The following is a 15,497-nucleotide window of genomic DNA, read 5'->3' as shown; positions in this document are numbered from 1 at the left end:
CTCCTATGGTTTCTGGGTAACCACAAGAGAGCACGGAGGTAAAGATGAGCGTCACCATGGTGAACTCCCCGGAACTGCCCGAGATCGACGTCTACCACCAGGTCGCCGTCGCCGAGGGGACGAAGCTCGTCTTCGTCGCCGGGCAGGTCGCCTGGGAGACCGAACTCGACCTCGCCGCCCAGGTCGAGCAGGCCTACGTCAACGTCGCCGCCGCACTGGCCGCGGCCGGCGGATCGTTCGACGACGTGGCGAAACTGACCATCTACGCCGTCGACTGGAAGCCCGAGAAGATGCCCGCCCTGCTCGACGGGATCGCCCGCGGCAGCGCCAAGATCGGGACCACGGCGAAGCCGCCCGCCACGCTCATCGGCGTCGCGGCGCTCGACGTCCCGGAGCACCTGGTCGAGGTCGAAGTGACCGCCGTCCTCTAGGCGAACAGCGCGAGCAGCCCCTCGGCGGACCGCACCACCACGTGCGCCGCGGTCCGCTCGGCGTGCGGGCGGTCCGGACGTTCGGCCTCGTGCCGCCAGCGCCGCAGCGCGTCGAGGCCGGCTTCGTAGATCTCGTTCGGGTCCGCGTCCGGTTCCAGGCCCAGCCGGTCGGCCGGCGCCGTGCCCTGCGCGCCCAGCAGCCGGACCGCTTCCTCCGCGGGTTCGCCGGACAGCGCCGTGCGGCCGCCGCGGATGTCGGCGATCAGCCGCAGCTCGCGGAAGTCGTGCGCGGCCGCGGCGAAGCGCTCCACCCGTGACACCAGCCGGTCGCCGCCCGGGCGGGGCCGGTCCGCCAGCAGGGCCTCCAGCCGGATGATCGCCGTGCGTGCCCGCAGTGCCTCGGCCCGCGCCACGAAACACCCGGCCAGGGTGTCCCGCAGCTCGCCCAACCCGCTGCGGCGCACCAGTTCCGCCGAGAGCTTGACGCGGTCGTCGCAGCCGGTGCGGATCAGCGTGAGCGCCAGCCGGACGCCGAACATCCCGAACCGCACCACCAGGGACCGCCGCGTCTCGACCGGGATCGGACCCGGGAACGCCGGGTCGGTGAACGAATCCACCGACAGCACGTGCCGTTCCAGCTCCTCGCGCGGCACCGCGGCGAACGCCGCCAGCAGGTCGAACTCGTCGTCGCGCAGCGACCGGCCGCCGTAGGCGAGCTGCCCGGCGACGGCGATCACGCCGAGGAACCCCGTGCACAGCGGGTCTTCCCGCCACGCGCGGCGCGCCAGCTGCTTCGCGGTGAGCAGCGCGTCGATCCGGCCCGCGCCGACCTCGTCGGCCCGCGACAGCACCAGCACCGAGTTCACCGCGCTCTGCCGCGCGAACGCCGAGCCACCCGGCGGGTGGGCCGCCGCGAGCTCGTCCGGTTCGAGGTGGCGGACCAGGCGGACGGTCGCGTCCGGGACGTCGTCGCCCGGCCCGGGGTCGTCCAGCAGCACGAGGTCGCGCAGCGCGCGCGTCGGCCATTCGCCCAGCGCGGCGGCGAGTGTCGTCTTCCCCGAGGAAGGCGCCCCGGTGAACGCGACGCGCAGCGGCTGCTCCAGCCGGGTGAGACAGTCGTGCAGCAGCGCCGAAGCCCGCGGGTCGTCCCGGTAGAGCCCGGCCGCGGCGTGCAGCAGGTCGCGGACGTCCTTGGTCACGCCGAGAGCTCCCGCCGTTGCTGCCGTCCGGCGATCGTGCCGAGCTCGCCGGCCCGCTGGTGCAGGGCCGCGAGCCGGTCGATTTCCCGGCGGATGTGCCCGGTCCGCCGCTCGCGCTCGGCGGTGCCGGCCAGGATCGTCTCCCGCTCGTGCGTCAGCTCGTCGGCGAGTTCTTCGGCCAGGCCGGTGAAGTGGTCGCGCAGCCGCCGCTGGACGACGCGGATGGCGTCCCGGCATTCCTTGCCGAAGCGCAGGAAGACGTCGTCGACGTGCCGCTGCGCCGCCTGCTTGGCCACGGCTTGCCGTCGCTGCAGCCGCATCCCGCCTTCGTCCTTGATCGTCTTGGCGGCGAACGCCGCGCCGGCGCCGATCGAGACCGGGTTGATCAGCGGCAGCCCGGCGAGGCTGGTGACCAGGCCGAACATCAGCACGCCGCCGTACGACCCGCGCAGCCCGGTGAAGGCCTGCTGGCCGATCTTGAACTTCTCGATCTTCGGCCGCCCGACCTCTTCGAGGTGCTCCACGCCGGAACCGTCGAGCCGCAGGTCCGGCAGTGCGCGGTCGTACTGGGCACCGAAGCACGCCGCGACCGCCTGCGCGATCCACTCCGCCCGGTCGGCCAGCCACGTGTAGTTGACGTCGACGGCTTCGGCCAGCGCGTTGTCCAGCCAGGGCGCGAATTCGTCCCACACCTTCGCCGGATCGCCTTCGTCGAAGGTCCGGTCGATGGTGGTGACGATCTTGCGGGTCCGCTCGCGCAGGTCGTACTCGGCGTCGGACAGCAGGTCGGTGATCTCGTCGGAGAGCAGGTTCTGCCACCGGGTGTTCTGCCGGCGCAGGTCGTCGGCGCGGCGCTGGGCCCGCTGCAGCAGCGCAGCCTGGCCGAGCCCGGCGTCCTGGGCGACGGTATCGATGCGGTCGCGCAGGGATTCCACCAATTCGGCGGCCGCGGCGCGGACTCCGACGGCGGCGAGGAGCGCGCGGGACTGCTCGGGCGGGCGCGCGGCCTGCTCGGCGATCCAGCCCAGCAGCTCCGGGAAACCCGAGCGGGCGTTGAGTTCCGCGTCGCCGGCCTTCGCGGCGGCTTGGCGCACGACGGCCGAAACGGGCAGGACCGGCGCGTCGACCCCGGCCTCGCCGAGCATGGCGCGATCGCGTTCGGCGACCGCACGCCACCCGGGGCAGGCGTCGATCTTCGTGAGCGCCAGCACGACGTGCGGGCACCAGGTGCGCACGTGCCGCGCGAGCGCGAGTTCGGCCGCGCTCAGCGGGGCGGTCGCGTCGGAGACGAGGATCACCGCGTCGGCTTCGGCGAGGAAATCCAGCGCCGCGGCGGTGCGCGGTGACCGCGGGTCACCGACCGGCGGGGTGTCGACCAGCACGAGACCGGCCGAGAGCAGTTCGCGCGGCACGCCGACCTCGACGCGGCTGAGCGTGCCGGCGGGCCGGGCACCGAGCTCGCCGGTGAGCCGTTCGACCGCGACGGGGATCCGTTCGCGGGACCGGCCGACCAGGGTCGCGGCGGGTTCGGGTGAGTAGGCGATTTCCGTGGGGACGGCGGGGGTCGCAGCGTCGCCGACCGCGCACACCGGCGCGTTCAGCACGGCGTTGAGCAGATAACCCTTGCCCTGTTTGGGAAAGCCGAGCACGCCGAGCCGGGTCTGCCCGGTGGGGGCGTCCCGGCGTCTGCGCAGGCGCTCGGCGAGATCGGCGCGGCCGTGCGTGCGGCACGCGTCCAGCGTCTCGTTGAGCACTTCGAGCCAAGCCGGTGCGGTCACGATGGTCGAGTGTCCCCGGTTCACTCCCCGTACGCACACCGGGTGCCCGTCCCGCGGCTGCACCCAGACCGCGGGACGGGCACCGGTGACCGGTTCGGGGATCAGTGCCCGAGGTGGATGTCGTTGCCGGAGGCGATGTCGCCGAGGTGCAGGTTGCCCAGGGCGTTGTGGCTGACGTCGGCGACGTCGGACACCACGTCGTGGACGGCCGTGCCGTTGCCGCTGGCGAGCTCGCCGACCTGGCCGACGACGTTGTGGTCGACGTTGATGCCGGTGGCCGAGGTCACGGTGTTGGTGACGTCACCGAGGCCGTGGACGGCGCCCGCGACGTCGCCGGTGACGTGCTTGACGTCGACGTCGCCCGCACCCTTGAGGATGCCGGAGAAGTCACCGACGTGGCTGGTCAGCCCGCTCACCGCGTTGCCGGCGCCGAGGGCACCGGTCACGTCGCCGAGGGTGCCGGCCACGTCGCCGACGTGCCCGTTGACCTCGTGGATCTCCGCGTTCGAGGTGGCGAGGACCTGCTGCGCCTCGCCGACACCCGCGGCGGCGGCGTAGGCCACGTTGCCGGTCACGCCCGACTCCGGCTCCGTCAGGTACGCCGGGGCGGCGGTCAGGTTGGCCAGCGCCTGCGAGTCCAGGCCGTGGGCCAGGTCGCCACCGAGGATGGCGCCGGTGGCGTTGCCGGCCAGCGCGGTCACGTTGGCGGCGTTGGTGACGACGTTCACGCCCGGCAGCGAGCCGAGGCTGCCGACGGCGGGCAGCTCGCCCACGACCGGGAGCTCGCCGACACCCAGGTCGCCGACGCCCGGCAGGCCCGAGGTGGCCGGCAGGCCGAGGCCCGCGGTGAGGGCGGTGAGCTGGTCGATCGCGCCCTGGACGCCCGGGGCGTCGGTGCCGACCGGGGACAGGTCGCCGACGACGGGGAGGCCGCCCACGGCCGGGAGGCTGTCGACCGGCACGTAGTCGAGCACCAGCGGGATGACCTCGTGCACGTCGGCGGCGCTCACGTCACCGAGACCGGCGGCGGCGAGGACGCCCTGCGGGTCCGTCCCGAAGGCCGCCAGCGCGGTCGGGTCGTTGAGCAGGTTGAGGGCGAAGTCGTGCAGGGTCTGCACGGAGTCCATGGGTTTCTCCAGATCCGGTGGTTCGGGGGACGGCACGGCCCGCAAGGACCGGTGCTCCGACATCAAGGTAGGGAGGGCGTCCCCCAGCGCACATCGGGGATTACTCCGAGTCGCAGTCCGGTCAGCCGATAGGGGATCGATATGTCATCGTTAGGGAGTTAGGGGGTCATCCGAGACGCGCTCAGTTGGGTTAAATCCCTCCAGACCCTTGCCTGACTAACCCGTTTGGGTGAGGATGCCCCGAACCCTAGGGGGATTGCCTGCCCCCGATCGGCCGCCGCGAGGTGAGGAGGAAAGCGCCGTTGCCCTACGTCCTCGGGATCGACGTGGCCCACGGCCGGACCCACGCCGCGACCTGCCACCGGCGGGGCCTCGGGTGGGGTGAGCCCGAACCCCTTTGGCTGGGAACGAGGTCCCCGGCCGCGGCGTCCGCGCTGTTCCTCGACGACGAGGGGTACCTGCTCACCGGCGACGCCGCCGCGGAGGCGGGCGCGCGGGTCCCGTCCAGGCTGCTCACCGGCTTCCACCGGCGGATCGGCGACGACGTGCCGATGCTCGTCGAAGGGGAGCCGTTCCCGCCCGAGACGCTCACCACCGTGCTGGTCGAAGGGATCGCCGAGCACGCCGCGAACCTGTTCGGCGGCCCCCCGCAGCACCTGGTGCTGACCCACCCCGGCGACTGGGGCGGCTACCGCCGTGACGTGCTGCGCCGGGCACTCGCCGACGCCGGGTTCACCGCGGTGACACTGGTTCCCGGCTCGATCGCCGCGCTCGGGGCGCACCTGCCGCTGCCCGGCCCCGGCGCCCAGGTGGCCGGGGTGTGCGAGTACGGCACCGACGGCGTGAACGTGACGCTGGCGACGGCGAGCGGCGCGAGTGGCTGGCAGCTCGGCCATGGCGCGGAAGGGGTGGCCCCGGCGGCCGCGCTGAGCACGCTGTTCGCGCTCGCCGGAGCGGCCTCGACGGCCCCGAAGAGACTGGCCGGCGTGGTGTTCTGCGGCGACGTCCCCCCACACGCGCTGCCGGCCCGGCCGCCGTGCCCGATGTTCGCGGGACCGGTTCCGCCGGCGACCACCGCGCTCGGCGCGGCCGCCCTCGCGGCCCTGCGCGCCGACCACCGGGGGACCCCGCAGGAACCCCCCGCCGTCGAAACCACCTTGCTCCCCAAGGTGGACACGCTCGGTGAGCTCGGCGAGCGGCCGCCCCGGCCGCCGGTCGAGATCACGCCGTTCGAACTGCCCGAGCGCACCGGCCCGCTGAACCTGTTCCGCCGGCGGCGTCCCCTCGCCGCCGTGATCCTGGTACTCGCCGCGGCCGTTTCGGCCGTCGTCATCACCGTCACCGCCCGCGACGCCACCGCCGGCCCCGCCGGTACCCCCGCCCCCACCCACCACTGCGCCCCCTCCGGTGAAGGTCACTGTTGAACCCACTGCTCACGCAGGTCCCCCCGCCGCACACGGTTCCCGTGCACCCGGCGGCGCGGCAGCTGCTCGACCGCGTCACCGCCGAGCCGGCCGCCCCGCTGCGGCTCGCCGTCGTCGCCCCCGGCGGTTACGGCAAGAGCGTGCTGCTCGCCGCGCTCGATCGCCGCTACCGGGCGGCCGGCGTCGACGCCGTGCTGGTCGACGACGCCGACCGGCTCGGCGCCGACCAGCTCGAGGACCTGCTCGACGGCGCGGACGGCCCGATCGTCGTCGCCCACCGGCCGGCCGCGGTGGCGCCCGGCTGGACGCTGCTGCAGCTCGGCCCGCTCGGCGTCGAGGACGTGGCGCGGCTGATGTCCGCGGTGACGGGTTCCCCCGCCGACCCGGCCGCCGCGGCCGAACTGCACGCCCGCAGCGGCGGCGTGCCGCGGCTGGCCGAGCGCGCGCTGCTCGGGCGGCTGGAGGAGTTCCGGCCCGAGCTCGACGAGCTCGACGACGACGTGCTCCGCTACCTGATCGCGGCCGAAGCCGGCGCCGGGCGCAACCTCGACCTGCTGTGCGCCCTGCTCGACCGCCGTCCCGACCAGCTGCCCGCCATCGTCGAGGGCGCCCGCGCGACCGGCCTGCTCGCCCCTGACGACACGCTGCTGCCACTGGCCGCGGCCGCCGTCCGCGACTTCGGTCCGCCCGCGCGCCGGCTGACGACGGTGCAGCGGCTGGTCGAACTGCAGCTGGCGAACGGCCTTCCGGTGCTCGACCTGGCCCGGTCCCTGCTCGGCACGGGCAGTTCCGGCGCGTCCGCGGCCGCCGCGTTCGCCGCGGCGGCGGGCGAAGCGCTGCCGTCCGACGCGCGCTTGGCGACGCGGTTGTTCGAAGCCGCCGCCGAAGCGGGCGACCGCTCTCCCGCCGTCACGGCGGGCTGGGCGCGCGCGGCCGCGTTGTCCGGCGACCTCGACACCGCGCTGCGGCTCGGGGACGGGATGCTCGGTGCCGCCGACGCGGAAACCCGCGCGGCGGGGGCGGAGATCGCGGCGACCGTGCTGGCCCACCGCGGCGAACTGGCCCGCAGCGCCGAGCTGTACCACTGGGCGGGCCGCGCGGACGCGTTCTCGGCGACGGCTTCGGTCGGCACCGGCGACATCGAGGGCGCCCGGCGCCTGCTCGACTCCCCCACCCCGGGCGTCGCGCCGACGCTGTTCGCCGGCGCGGCCACCCGGATGGCCCGCGGCATCGTGGATTCGGTGTCCGGCTGCGCGACGGAGACGTTGTCGACCCTGCTCGGCGCGGCCACGATGCTGGAGCCGGCACTGGGCGGCATGCTGCTGCCGGACAGCCCGGCCGCGCTCGCCGCGCTCGTCGCCCTGCACACGGGTGAGCTGGCACTGGCGGAGTCGGTGCTGAGCCGGGCGCTGGACGGCGGAACCGGCGGAGACCTCCTGGCCGCGCGGCACCGGTTGCTGCTGGGCTGGGTCGCGATGACGGCGGGCGACCTGGCGACGGCCGCGGAACACCGTGACGCCGTCGCGGGCCGGCCGCTGGAAGCCCGCGACGAGCTGTTCTTCGCGACGCTGGAGCTGGGCCTGGCCCGGCGGGCCAGCGACCTCGTCGGGCTGCAGCGGTCGTGGAACCGGGCGTACCAGGCGTCGATGCGGCAGCAGACCGACCTGTTCACGTTGCTGCCACTGGGCGAGCTGGCGATCGCCGCGGCCCGCACCGGCGCGTTCGCGAAGCTCTCCGGCCAGTTCGAACGCGCCCACGGCCTGCTGGCCCGGCTCGGCGAACCTCCACTGTGGACGGTTTCGCTGGTCTGGCACGAGCTGCACGCGGCGATCACGCTGGAGGACGCGGACGCGGTCAAGGCCCACCTGGCGACGTTGACCACGCACGCCCACTGCGGCCGCCACCCCCGTGCCCTGGCCACGGCGGCCCAGGGCTGGCTGGCGGTGCTCGGCGGAACGTTCGACCCGGACGCCATCACCGCGGCGGCGGCCGAGCTGCACGACCTGGGCCTGCGCTGGGACGCGGCCCGGCTCGCGGGCCAGGCGGCGATCCGCACGTCCGACCGCAAGGCGATGGTCCAGCTCCTGGAGGCGGCCCGCCAGTTCCAGGGCACGGCGGCCCGCCGCGAACCCGGAGCCTCCCCGGAACCGGCGGCCGGGACGGGCTTGGCGGCGTTGAGCGAGCGCGAACTGGAGGTCGCCCGCCTGGTCGTGGAGGGGCTGACGTACAAGCAGGCGGGCAGCAAGCTGTTCATTTCGGGCAAGACGGTGGAGCACCACATGGCCCGGATCCGCGGAAAGCTCGGGGCGGCGGACCGGCGAGAGCTGCTGGCGACGCTGCGGGAGCTCCTTTCGCGCCCCGACGCCACTTGACGGGCATCGGGGCGCGAGCCGGCGCGGTGCGCTACGACGTCGTGGCGGTGAAAGTGGCCGCCGGCCCCGTTCCGGTGGCCGTCACCGCGGCGACCGTGAACGTGTAGGCCGTTGCCGGCTTGAGGTTGTCCACGACCCTGGTCATGCCCTTGACCGTCGGCTGGGTGACCAGGGCGTCGCGGCCCTGCACCGGGATCGTGCGGCCGTCGGACACCGTGATCACGTAGCCCAGCACCGGGGTGTCGCCCGCTGCCGCCGGGGGGTTCCAGCGGATCGAGGCCGCCGTGGCGCTCGGCAGTGCCCGCGCGCTCGTCGGGATTCCCGGCAGCGCCGCGGGTTTCAGGCCGGGGGTCACCGGTGCCGATGGCAGCGAAGGCTCGCTCGTGCCGAACGCGTTGCGCGCCGCGACTGTCACCGTGTACGGCGTCCCGTCCGTCAACCCCGGCACTTCGGCGTACGCGCGCTTCGCGAAGTCGGCCGCGGTGACCGTGGCCGAATACGTGCGCCCGCCACCCGATGCGGTCACCACGTAGTCCGTGACCGGTGCGTTGTTGAAGGCGAACGTCGGGTTCCAGGTCGCGTAGAGCTTCCCCGCGACGGCGAACGTGCCGACCCGTGACGGCGCTTCGGCCGGTGCCCGCCCGCCGACCGGCCGGGTGAGCAGCCCGCGGTAGGCCGGCTCGAGGCCCGCGTTCGCGACGATCGCCGCCGGTGCGCCGGCCGGGTTCGCGAGGAGCTGGTTCCCGCGGGTGATCGCGCCCTTGTCGACCTTGTCGCGGTCGCCCTGCTCCCAGTAGTTGCCCTCGATCAGCGTCGGGTCGTTGTTGCCGAGGTCGTCGCGGTAGTCGACGTGCACCGTGCCGACGTTGAAGTACGCCGTGCGGTACAGGACGTTGCCGCGGATCGTCTCGTAGGTGTTGCCGTTGTCGGTGTAGACGCCCTTGCCGAGCCCCCACTGGTCGTGGATGACGTTGCCGGTGACCTTCTCGCCGTCGTCGAGGGAGCTGCCGGTGATGCCCTGGGTGTAGACGCCACCGCCGTCGTCGAGCATCTGCATGTAGTCGAAGATCAGGTTGTCCGACACGACGTTGTCGCGCGACAGGTTCGGCGTCGCGGGCCGCTTGATCTTGTCCGGCCAGCCGCCCCAGCCGACGGAGATCGCCGAGTAGCCGACGTGGTCGATCTGGTTGTGGGAGATGGTGTTCCGCACGGTGTAGCCGTTGACGATCGGCACGCCGCCGTGGAATTCGCGCGGCAGGCCGTAGAGGTGGTTGTCGGTGACCCGGACGTCCCGCACGACGTCGGCATCGGTGTCCGTCACCGGTTTGTCGACGCCGCCGATCTGCACACCGTTGCCGGAGATGTCGGTGAAGACGTCGCCGCGCACCTGGGCTTCCTTGGTGCCGTCGACGAGGTCCAGCCCGGCGCCGCCGAGATGGGCGAACACGCTGTCGGCGAATTCGACGCGCCGGCCGTGCGAGACGGAGACGTTGGCGGGTTCCCGCGTCCACGAGGCGTACGGGCAGGTGCCGCCGGGCACGAACTGGCAGAGGCCTTGGACGGCCCAGCCGTCGGCGCCCGTGATCGTGTACCCCGCCTGGATTTCCGAGAACCCTTCGGGCGACGAAGGCGTCAGCCAGGTCGCGTAGGAGTAGCGCAAGCCGCGGAAGGCGATGTCGTGGATCGGCGCGGCGGCGGTACCTTTCGCGTCGAGGAGCTTCTCCAGCACCGGCATTTCGACGTCCGCGCGACGCAGGTCCTGGCCGGGCTTCGGCAGGTAGTAGACGACGCGGGCGGACCGGTCGAGGTACCACTCACCCGGGGTGTCGAGCAGTTCGAAGGCGTTTTCGGCGTAGGTGGGGTGCCGTCCGTTGGTGAGGTCGGCCGGGCCGACCATGTTGACGCTGCGGCCGGGGATGTCCGGGAACAGCACGCGTTTCGTCGAGTTGTCCCAGCACGGGCGGGCCATGGTGATCGTCGTGCCTTCGGCGGCGGCGAGGGGGCAGCGCGGTTCGGTCCACTGGCCGAGGCCGTCGCGCTGGACGTTCCAGAGCGCCTCACCCGAGACGTACACGAACTCGACGTCCTTCGGGTTGCGCCAGTGCGCGAGCGTGTCGGCACTGGCGGTGTATCCGGTGGCGGTGGCCTTGACCGTCACCGGCAGGGGGCCGCGGGCGCGTTGCTCGCGGACGCCGTCGACGTAGAGCTGGCGGGTGTTGTCCAGCCCGGCGGGCGCGGGCGCGGCGAACAGGCCCGGACGGCCCGGCACGGGCTGCCAGCCGGTGACGCGCACGCCGCCGTTCAGCTCGGTGTCACCGCTGCCCTGCCAGACGACGCGGTGACCGTTGCCGCCGGAGTCCCGCGCGTCGAGCTGCAGGGGTGCGGCCAGCCGGAAGACGCCGGGCGCGAGGTGGACGGTGAGATCCCGCGTGAGGTGCGGTGCGCGTTGCCGCACGAGGTCGCGGGCCCGGTCGAGGGTCCGGACGGGGTGGCCGGCGCTCCCGGAGGCCCGATCGGACCCACCGGGTGAGACGTAGACGTCCCGGCCGGCGGCATCGGGACCGGCCGCGGCCACCGGACCGGTCGTGGCGAGCAGTGCGCCCGCACTCAGGAGGACGGTCACCACGGTGCGCCGCCGCGTCGAGCCCCACTTGGTCAGCATGGAGGAAAGATAGGATCTCTCGACCAACATGTCGACAATTTCCCGCTCAGCGGGGCAGTCGATCCCCTATTCATCGGATGCCTGCTGGGCGAGTCGGCGGCTCGCTGGTCAGTCGCGGCTGGGGCCGAAGCGTTCGGTGCGGATCCGGTGCGGGTCGTGGCCCAGCGCGACCAGGATGTCCGCCACCGTTTCCACGAAGCCCGTCGGGCCGCAGACGAAGCACGACGCGCCGAACTCGGCCGGCCAGCCCGCCGTGTTGATCGTCGCCACGTCGATGCGGCGGGGAATGCCGAGGCGACCTTCGGGCAGCTCGCGGGTGTACACGTAGGTCACGTCCACGCCCGCCACGGGCGTGCGCAGCTCGTCCGCGTAGTACAGCTCGGCCGGGGTGCGCAGCGAGTAGATCAGCTTGAACGGCGTCCGGACGCCCGCCGCGCGGCGGGCGCGGACCATCGCCATCAGCGGGACGATGCCCGAGCCCCCCGCGATCAGGAGCACCGGCGCCGGGTCCGTCGGGCGCCAGGCGAACCAGCCGCCGATCGGCCCGCGGATCTCGACCGGGTCGCCGATCCCGTACGGGCCGGTGAGGTGCTCGGACACCTCGCCGTCGGCGACGCGCTGCACCGTCAGCTCCACGCGGTCGCCGTCCGCCGGCGCGGCGAGGGAGTAGCTGCGCTGCGCGCGATAGCCGTCCGCGGCCGTGAGCCGGACGTCGACGTGCTGGCCCGCCAGGTGGCCCGGCCAGCCGGGCAGGTCGAAGACGAGCGTGCGCGCCGTCGGCGTCTCGTCGCGGAATCCGGCCAGGCGGGCGACCCGCCAGGCTAGTCGCCCTGATACCGCTGTTCGCGCCATGGATCCCCGTAGTCGTGGTAGCCGGCGTTCTCCCAGAAGCCCGGCTCGTCCCGGGTCTTCAGCTCCAGCCCGCGCACCCACTTCGCGGACTTCCAGAAGTACAGGTGCGGCACGAGCAGCCGCGCCGGGCCACCGTGCTCGGGCGTCAGCGGCTTGCCGCCGTACTCGTAGGCGATCCAGGCCTGGCCGTCGAGCAGGTCGGCCAGCGGCAGGTTCGTCGTGTACCCGCCGTAGGCGTGCACCATCACGTAGTCGGCTTCGGTGCCGAGCCCGCCGACCAGCGTGTCGATCGAAACACCGCGCCAGCGAGTGTCCAGTTTGGACCACTGGGTGACGCAGTGGATGTCCACTGTGGGCTTCTCGCTGGGCAGGGCCATCAGCTCGGCCCAGTTCCAGGCGTGCTTCTCCCCCGCCTCGGTGGTGACGGTGAACTCCCACGTTTCGGTCCGCACGCGCGGGGTCGGGCCCGCCGAAAGCACCGGGAAGTCCTCGGCCAGGTACTGCCCCGGCGGCAGCCGCGGGTTGCCGCTGCGCGCGCGGCCCTGGAAACCCGGTGTCACGACACCCATGCGGCGCTCCTTCCCGATCGCGCCGAGCCTACGCCCGCACCCGCAGCCCGAGCGACGTGACGAGCACCGCAGCCTGTTCGGGTGACACGATCGCCCCGGCCAGCTCGGCGTTCAGCGGGTCGAGCGCCGAGAGGTCGCTGCCCCGCAGCTCGGCTTTCGGCAGCTTGACGGCGTGCAGCAGCGCCCCGGACAGGTCGACGTCGGCGAACACCGCGCCGGCGCAGTCCGCCCCGGTGAGGTCGGCTTCCCGCATCCGGACCCCCTGGAAGGTGACCGTCCGCAGGTCGGCGCCCGCCAGCCCGGCGAACGACCAGTCCCCGCCGGTGACCCGCAACGGCCGCAGCTCGCACTCGGTGAACGTGGCGCCGACGAGCTTGCACCCGGTGAATTCGGCGTCGAAGAAGTTGCACCGCTTGAAGGCGCAGCCGGTGAACGCCGAGTCCGTGTGCCGCGACGCGTTGAAGCGCACGTTGCCGAACACGCAGTCGGTGAACACCGAATTCCGCGTGACCGCCTCCGAGAAGTCGACCTCGTGGAACTCGCACCGCACGTAGTGCCGCCCGGCGAGCTCCTCCCCGTACCGGTCGTCGCGGACGAATCGCTGGTCCTGGACAGGATCTTGCGTGGCCTCGGACATGCCGCCAGGCTAGCGGCAGACCCGATGCCGGAGGGGCCGCGCATGCTCGACGCCGACGACGTCCGGAGGGCCGTGCCGATGACGGCCGCCGTCGAAGCGGTCCGCGAGGCATTCCTCGACCTCGCCGCCGGCCGGTTCGTGGTGCCGCAACGGCTGTCCTTCGCCGGAGCCACGACGCTCGTGATGACCGCCTGCCACACACCGTCGTCGACGACGGTCGTGAAGACGCTCAACCTGGTCCCCGGCCGGACGCCGATGATCCTGGGCACGCTGGTGTGGAACACCGCCGACGGCCAGCTGGTCGCCGACGCCGTCGAGGTCACCACCCTGCGCACCGGCGCGGTCTCCGGCGTCGCCACGGACTTGCTCGCCCCGCCCGGGGCGAGCCGCCTGGCCCTCCTCGGCACCGGCGCCCAGGCCGCCGACCAGGTGCGCGCCGTGGCGGCGGTGCGCCCGGTGCGCCGGCTGGCGGTGTTCGGCCGCGACCGGTTGCGAACGCAGGCGTTCGCGGACCGGTTGCGCGCCGAGTTCCCGGAAGTCGCGGTGCGGGTGGCTTCGAGTGCCCCGAACGCGGTGTCCGACGCGGAGATCGTCTGTTGCGCTACGTCATCCCGTGCCCCTCTCTTCAGAGTCGATGACTTGCCGGAACGCGTTCACGTCAACGCGATCGGCTCGTACCTGCCGTCCATGCGGGAGCTTCCCGCGGAGTTGCTCGCCACCGCGGGGTGCGTGGTGGTGGATCAGATCGACGCGGCTCTCGAGGAGGCGGGCGAGGTGATCCACGCCGTCGACACCGGGCTTCTCGAGCGCGCGGAGCTGGCCGAGCTGGGTCCGGCCCTGCGCACACCGCCGACGGTCAACGGGCGGACCGTGTTCAAGTCCGTCGGGCTCGCGATTCAGGACTGGGCTATCGCCCGGCTGCTCGGTGAGGCGGTGCGTCCCTAGGGCGAGCCGGTGATCGGGGAGTCACCGCCGACCTGGCTGCAAGCGGTGGCTCGTGCCCGGCAGTGTCTTGCCAACATGGTGCTCACCCGCGCCCAAGGCGGACATTGCCCTCGAATCACTCACCCACAGTGCCGAAGCGGTGCCGGAGAGCAATAGCGAGCGGCCAAACGGCGCAATCTCGGCCTTGGAGCGTTTGATCGGTCACCTGATGCGGGAATTTCGCGGCATGTCTCCTTGGCGAACCACCACCAGACGCAACACGGCCGTGCGGGTCATCACGGCGATCGGCGCGATCTTCGCGGGGATCGAAGTTCTCTACATGATCATGGTGCTCGCCGGCGCGAATGCCGGGAACGCCTTCTTCCAGTTCATCAGGTCACTGGCGGTTCCTCTCGCGTTGTTCTGGCCCGGCTTGTTCCCGGTCGACAGCCCCAGCTTGGCCGTGATCCTCGACTTCGGCCTCGCCGCGGTGTTCTGGCTGGTCATCACCGGCATCATCGCCCGCTTCGCGGGCCGGTGACCGGCGGCGATCCGCTGGACCACCCCGGAACCACCCGCCGTCGCCGCCGATCGTGTCCGTGGGCGACACTGGACGGATGAGCGACGGCAGGTGGTTCGACGGCTGGTCGCCGTGGCCTGAGCTGGCCGGGTTGGCCGCGGCCGGGCGTTCACTGCTCCCGAACGTCCCGGTCACGCCGGCCGCCTTGGCGCGCACCGTCACCGAACAGCTCGTCGGCCGCCGGCTGACCGCGAAGGTGGGTGACCGCGAAGTCGCCTTCACCCTCGCCGAACTCGATTACCCGGCCGACAGCCTCCGGCTGGCCACCGGACGCCTCGGCGACGTCCGGATCGTCGCCGAGGACGTCGATTGGCCGGAACCGGACGCCGAAAACGCCGCAGCCGCCGCAGTCCCCGAAGCCGCCGACGGTGGCGCGCCCGGAAGCATCCAGCTCCGCCGCGTCACCGTGCTCGCCGAAGACGTCCGCCTCCGCTCGCTGCCCACGCCGGCCGCCAAACCCGCGCGGGTGCAGCTGGCGATCGCCGTCTCCGCCGACGTGCTGCGGGGCCGGGTGGCGAAAGTCCGCCCCGGGATCGTCGCGGCCCCGGCCGACGGCGGGCTGCTGCGGATCCACTGGGCCAAGCGGCCGCACTGGGGACATCTGACTCTCCGCCCGCAGGTGGCGGACGACGGCGTGGTGCTCGTGCCGCAGACCCTCCACATCGGACGGCGGCAGCTGCGGCCGCCCCGCCGCTTCCAGCCCATCGTGCTTCCCCTGCCGGAACTCCCGCCCGGGTTGAAACTGACGAAGGTGGAGCCGCGGCACGACGAGCTCGTGCTGCACACGGTGGCGGAGGAATGGCCGGAGCGCCTCTCCCGCATTCCCCTGCCGGACCTCCTGAGCTGGCTGACCACCGCGGCCATGACCATGACCCTGCCGAACCTCGGTGCGCGTCCATAGCTCTCCCCCTTCGCCGGTGTGAGCCGGAATTGGCTCACACC

At 73.0% G+C, this 15,497-nt stretch carries 13 protein-coding genes; 6 read left to right on the top strand and 7 right to left on the bottom strand.

The features are described 5' to 3' along the window. Positions 1–44 precede the first annotated feature (44 nt). A complete protein-coding gene (locus tag ACFVYA_RS06365; protein ID WP_387043037.1) occupies positions 45–431 on the top strand; it encodes a RidA family protein in 387 nt (128 codons plus the stop codon). Here the strand turns inward: ACFVYA_RS06365 and ACFVYA_RS06360 are convergent. The 3 genes from ACFVYA_RS06360 to ACFVYA_RS06350 form a co-directional block, all read right to left on the bottom strand. Further along, positions 428–1,630, bottom strand: coding sequence for a GTPase (locus ACFVYA_RS06360; RefSeq protein WP_387043035.1), 1,203 nt, complete (start codon positions 1,628–1,630; stop codon positions 428–430). The two genes, ACFVYA_RS06365 and ACFVYA_RS06360, sit on opposite strands and share 4 nt — an antisense overlap. Further along, a complete protein-coding gene (locus ACFVYA_RS06355; protein ID WP_387043034.1) occupies positions 1,627–3,408 on the bottom strand; it encodes a dynamin family protein in 1,782 nt (593 codons plus the stop codon). The genes ACFVYA_RS06360 and ACFVYA_RS06355 overlap by 4 nt, the downstream gene beginning before the upstream one ends. 101 nt (positions 3,409–3,509) lie before the next feature. Further along, positions 3,510–4,535, bottom strand: a complete 1,026-nt coding sequence (locus ACFVYA_RS06350; protein WP_387043032.1) for an IniB N-terminal domain-containing protein — start codon at positions 4,533–4,535, stop codon at positions 3,510–3,512. Positions 4,536–4,837: 302 nt separating this feature from the next. Here ACFVYA_RS06350 and ACFVYA_RS06345 point away from each other — a divergent pair, with 302 nt between their 5' ends. Then, positions 4,838–5,959: a molecular chaperone DnaK gene (locus ACFVYA_RS06345; protein WP_387043030.1), complete on the top strand. Its 1,122-nt coding sequence runs from the start codon at positions 4,838–4,840 to the stop codon at positions 5,957–5,959. Continuing rightward, the gene (locus ACFVYA_RS06340; protein ID WP_387043029.1) at positions 5,956–8,331 is read left to right on the top strand and encodes a LuxR C-terminal-related transcriptional regulator; all 2,376 of its coding nucleotides are present in this window, start codon (positions 5,956–5,958) and stop codon (positions 8,329–8,331) included. Before ACFVYA_RS06345 ends, ACFVYA_RS06340 begins: the two co-directional genes overlap by 4 nt. A 31-nt stretch (positions 8,332–8,362) precedes the next feature. On the opposite strand, the gene ACFVYA_RS06335 is transcribed toward ACFVYA_RS06340, so the two are convergent. The 4 genes from ACFVYA_RS06335 to ACFVYA_RS06320 all read right to left on the bottom strand — a co-directional run bounded on the left by ACFVYA_RS06335 (position 8,363) and on the right by ACFVYA_RS06320 (position 13,051). Further along, positions 8,363–10,993 carry a fibronectin type III domain-containing protein gene (locus ACFVYA_RS06335; protein ID WP_387043027.1) on the bottom strand — a complete coding sequence of 877 codons (2,631 nt, stop codon included), beginning with the start codon at positions 10,991–10,993 and terminating at the stop codon, positions 8,363–8,365. A gap of 108 nt (positions 10,994–11,101) precedes the next feature. Further along, entirely contained in the window at positions 11,102–11,845 is a 744-nt protein-coding gene (locus ACFVYA_RS06330; RefSeq protein ID WP_387043025.1) for a ferredoxin reductase, read from the bottom strand. Beyond that, positions 11,815–12,414 (bottom strand): sulfite oxidase-like oxidoreductase, encoded by a 600-nt coding sequence (locus ACFVYA_RS06325; RefSeq protein ID WP_387043023.1) that lies wholly within the window; start codon positions 12,412–12,414, stop codon positions 11,815–11,817. Before ACFVYA_RS06325 ends, ACFVYA_RS06330 begins: the two co-directional genes overlap by 31 nt. Before the next feature lie 28 nt (positions 12,415–12,442). Then, entirely contained in the window at positions 12,443–13,051 is a 609-nt protein-coding gene (locus tag ACFVYA_RS06320; protein WP_387043021.1) for a pentapeptide repeat-containing protein, read from the bottom strand. Positions 13,052–13,093: 42 nt separating this feature from the next. Here ACFVYA_RS06320 and ACFVYA_RS06315 point away from each other — a divergent pair, with 42 nt between their 5' ends. The 3 genes from ACFVYA_RS06315 to ACFVYA_RS06305 all read left to right on the top strand — a co-directional run bounded on the left by ACFVYA_RS06315 (position 13,094) and on the right by ACFVYA_RS06305 (position 15,456). Further along, positions 13,094–13,996, top strand: a complete 903-nt coding sequence (locus ACFVYA_RS06315; RefSeq protein ID WP_387043019.1) for an ornithine cyclodeaminase family protein — start codon at positions 13,094–13,096, stop codon at positions 13,994–13,996. A gap of 265 nt (positions 13,997–14,261) precedes the next feature. After that, complete coding sequence (locus tag ACFVYA_RS06310) at positions 14,262–14,516, top strand: hypothetical protein (protein WP_353069663.1); 255 nt, start codon at positions 14,262–14,264, stop codon at positions 14,514–14,516. A gap of 76 nt (positions 14,517–14,592) precedes the next feature. Next, positions 14,593–15,456, top strand: coding sequence for a hypothetical protein (locus ACFVYA_RS06305; protein ID WP_387043017.1), 864 nt, complete (start codon positions 14,593–14,595; stop codon positions 15,454–15,456). Positions 15,457–15,497: the final 41 nt, after the last annotated feature.

This window comes from Amycolatopsis sp. NPDC058278, assembly GCF_042881395.1.
In the GTDB taxonomy this organism is placed as follows: Bacteria; Actinomycetota; Actinomycetes; order Mycobacteriales; family Pseudonocardiaceae; genus Amycolatopsis.
Note: the sequence above shows the minus strand (reverse complement) of the source record. Positions and strands in the feature narration are given on the sequence as shown.

Bases quoted from the DNA above. Each gene is read 5' to 3' on its own strand.
- ACFVYA_RS06330 (WP_387043025.1), bottom strand. From the start codon at position 11,845: ATGGCGCGAACAGCGGTATCAGGGCGACTAGCCTGGCGGGTCGCCCGC.
- ACFVYA_RS06315 (WP_387043019.1), top strand. From the start codon at position 13,094: ATGCTCGACGCCGACGACGTCCGGAGGGCCGTGCCGATGACGGCCGCC.
- ACFVYA_RS06320 (WP_387043021.1), bottom strand. From the start codon at position 13,051: ATGTCCGAGGCCACGCAAGATCCTGTCCAGGACCAGCGATTCGTCCGC.
- ACFVYA_RS06335 (WP_387043027.1), bottom strand. From the start codon at position 10,993: ATGCTGACCAAGTGGGGCTCGACGCGGCGGCGCACCGTGGTGACCGTC.
- ACFVYA_RS06350 (WP_387043032.1), bottom strand. From the start codon at position 4,535: ATGGACTCCGTGCAGACCCTGCACGACTTCGCCCTCAACCTGCTCAAC.
- ACFVYA_RS06365 (WP_387043037.1), top strand. From the start codon at position 45: ATGAGCGTCACCATGGTGAACTCCCCGGAACTGCCCGAGATCGACGTC.
- ACFVYA_RS06305 (WP_387043017.1), top strand. From the start codon at position 14,593: ATGAGCGACGGCAGGTGGTTCGACGGCTGGTCGCCGTGGCCTGAGCTG.
- ACFVYA_RS06325 (WP_387043023.1), bottom strand. From the start codon at position 12,414: ATGGGTGTCGTGACACCGGGTTTCCAGGGCCGCGCGCGCAGCGGCAAC.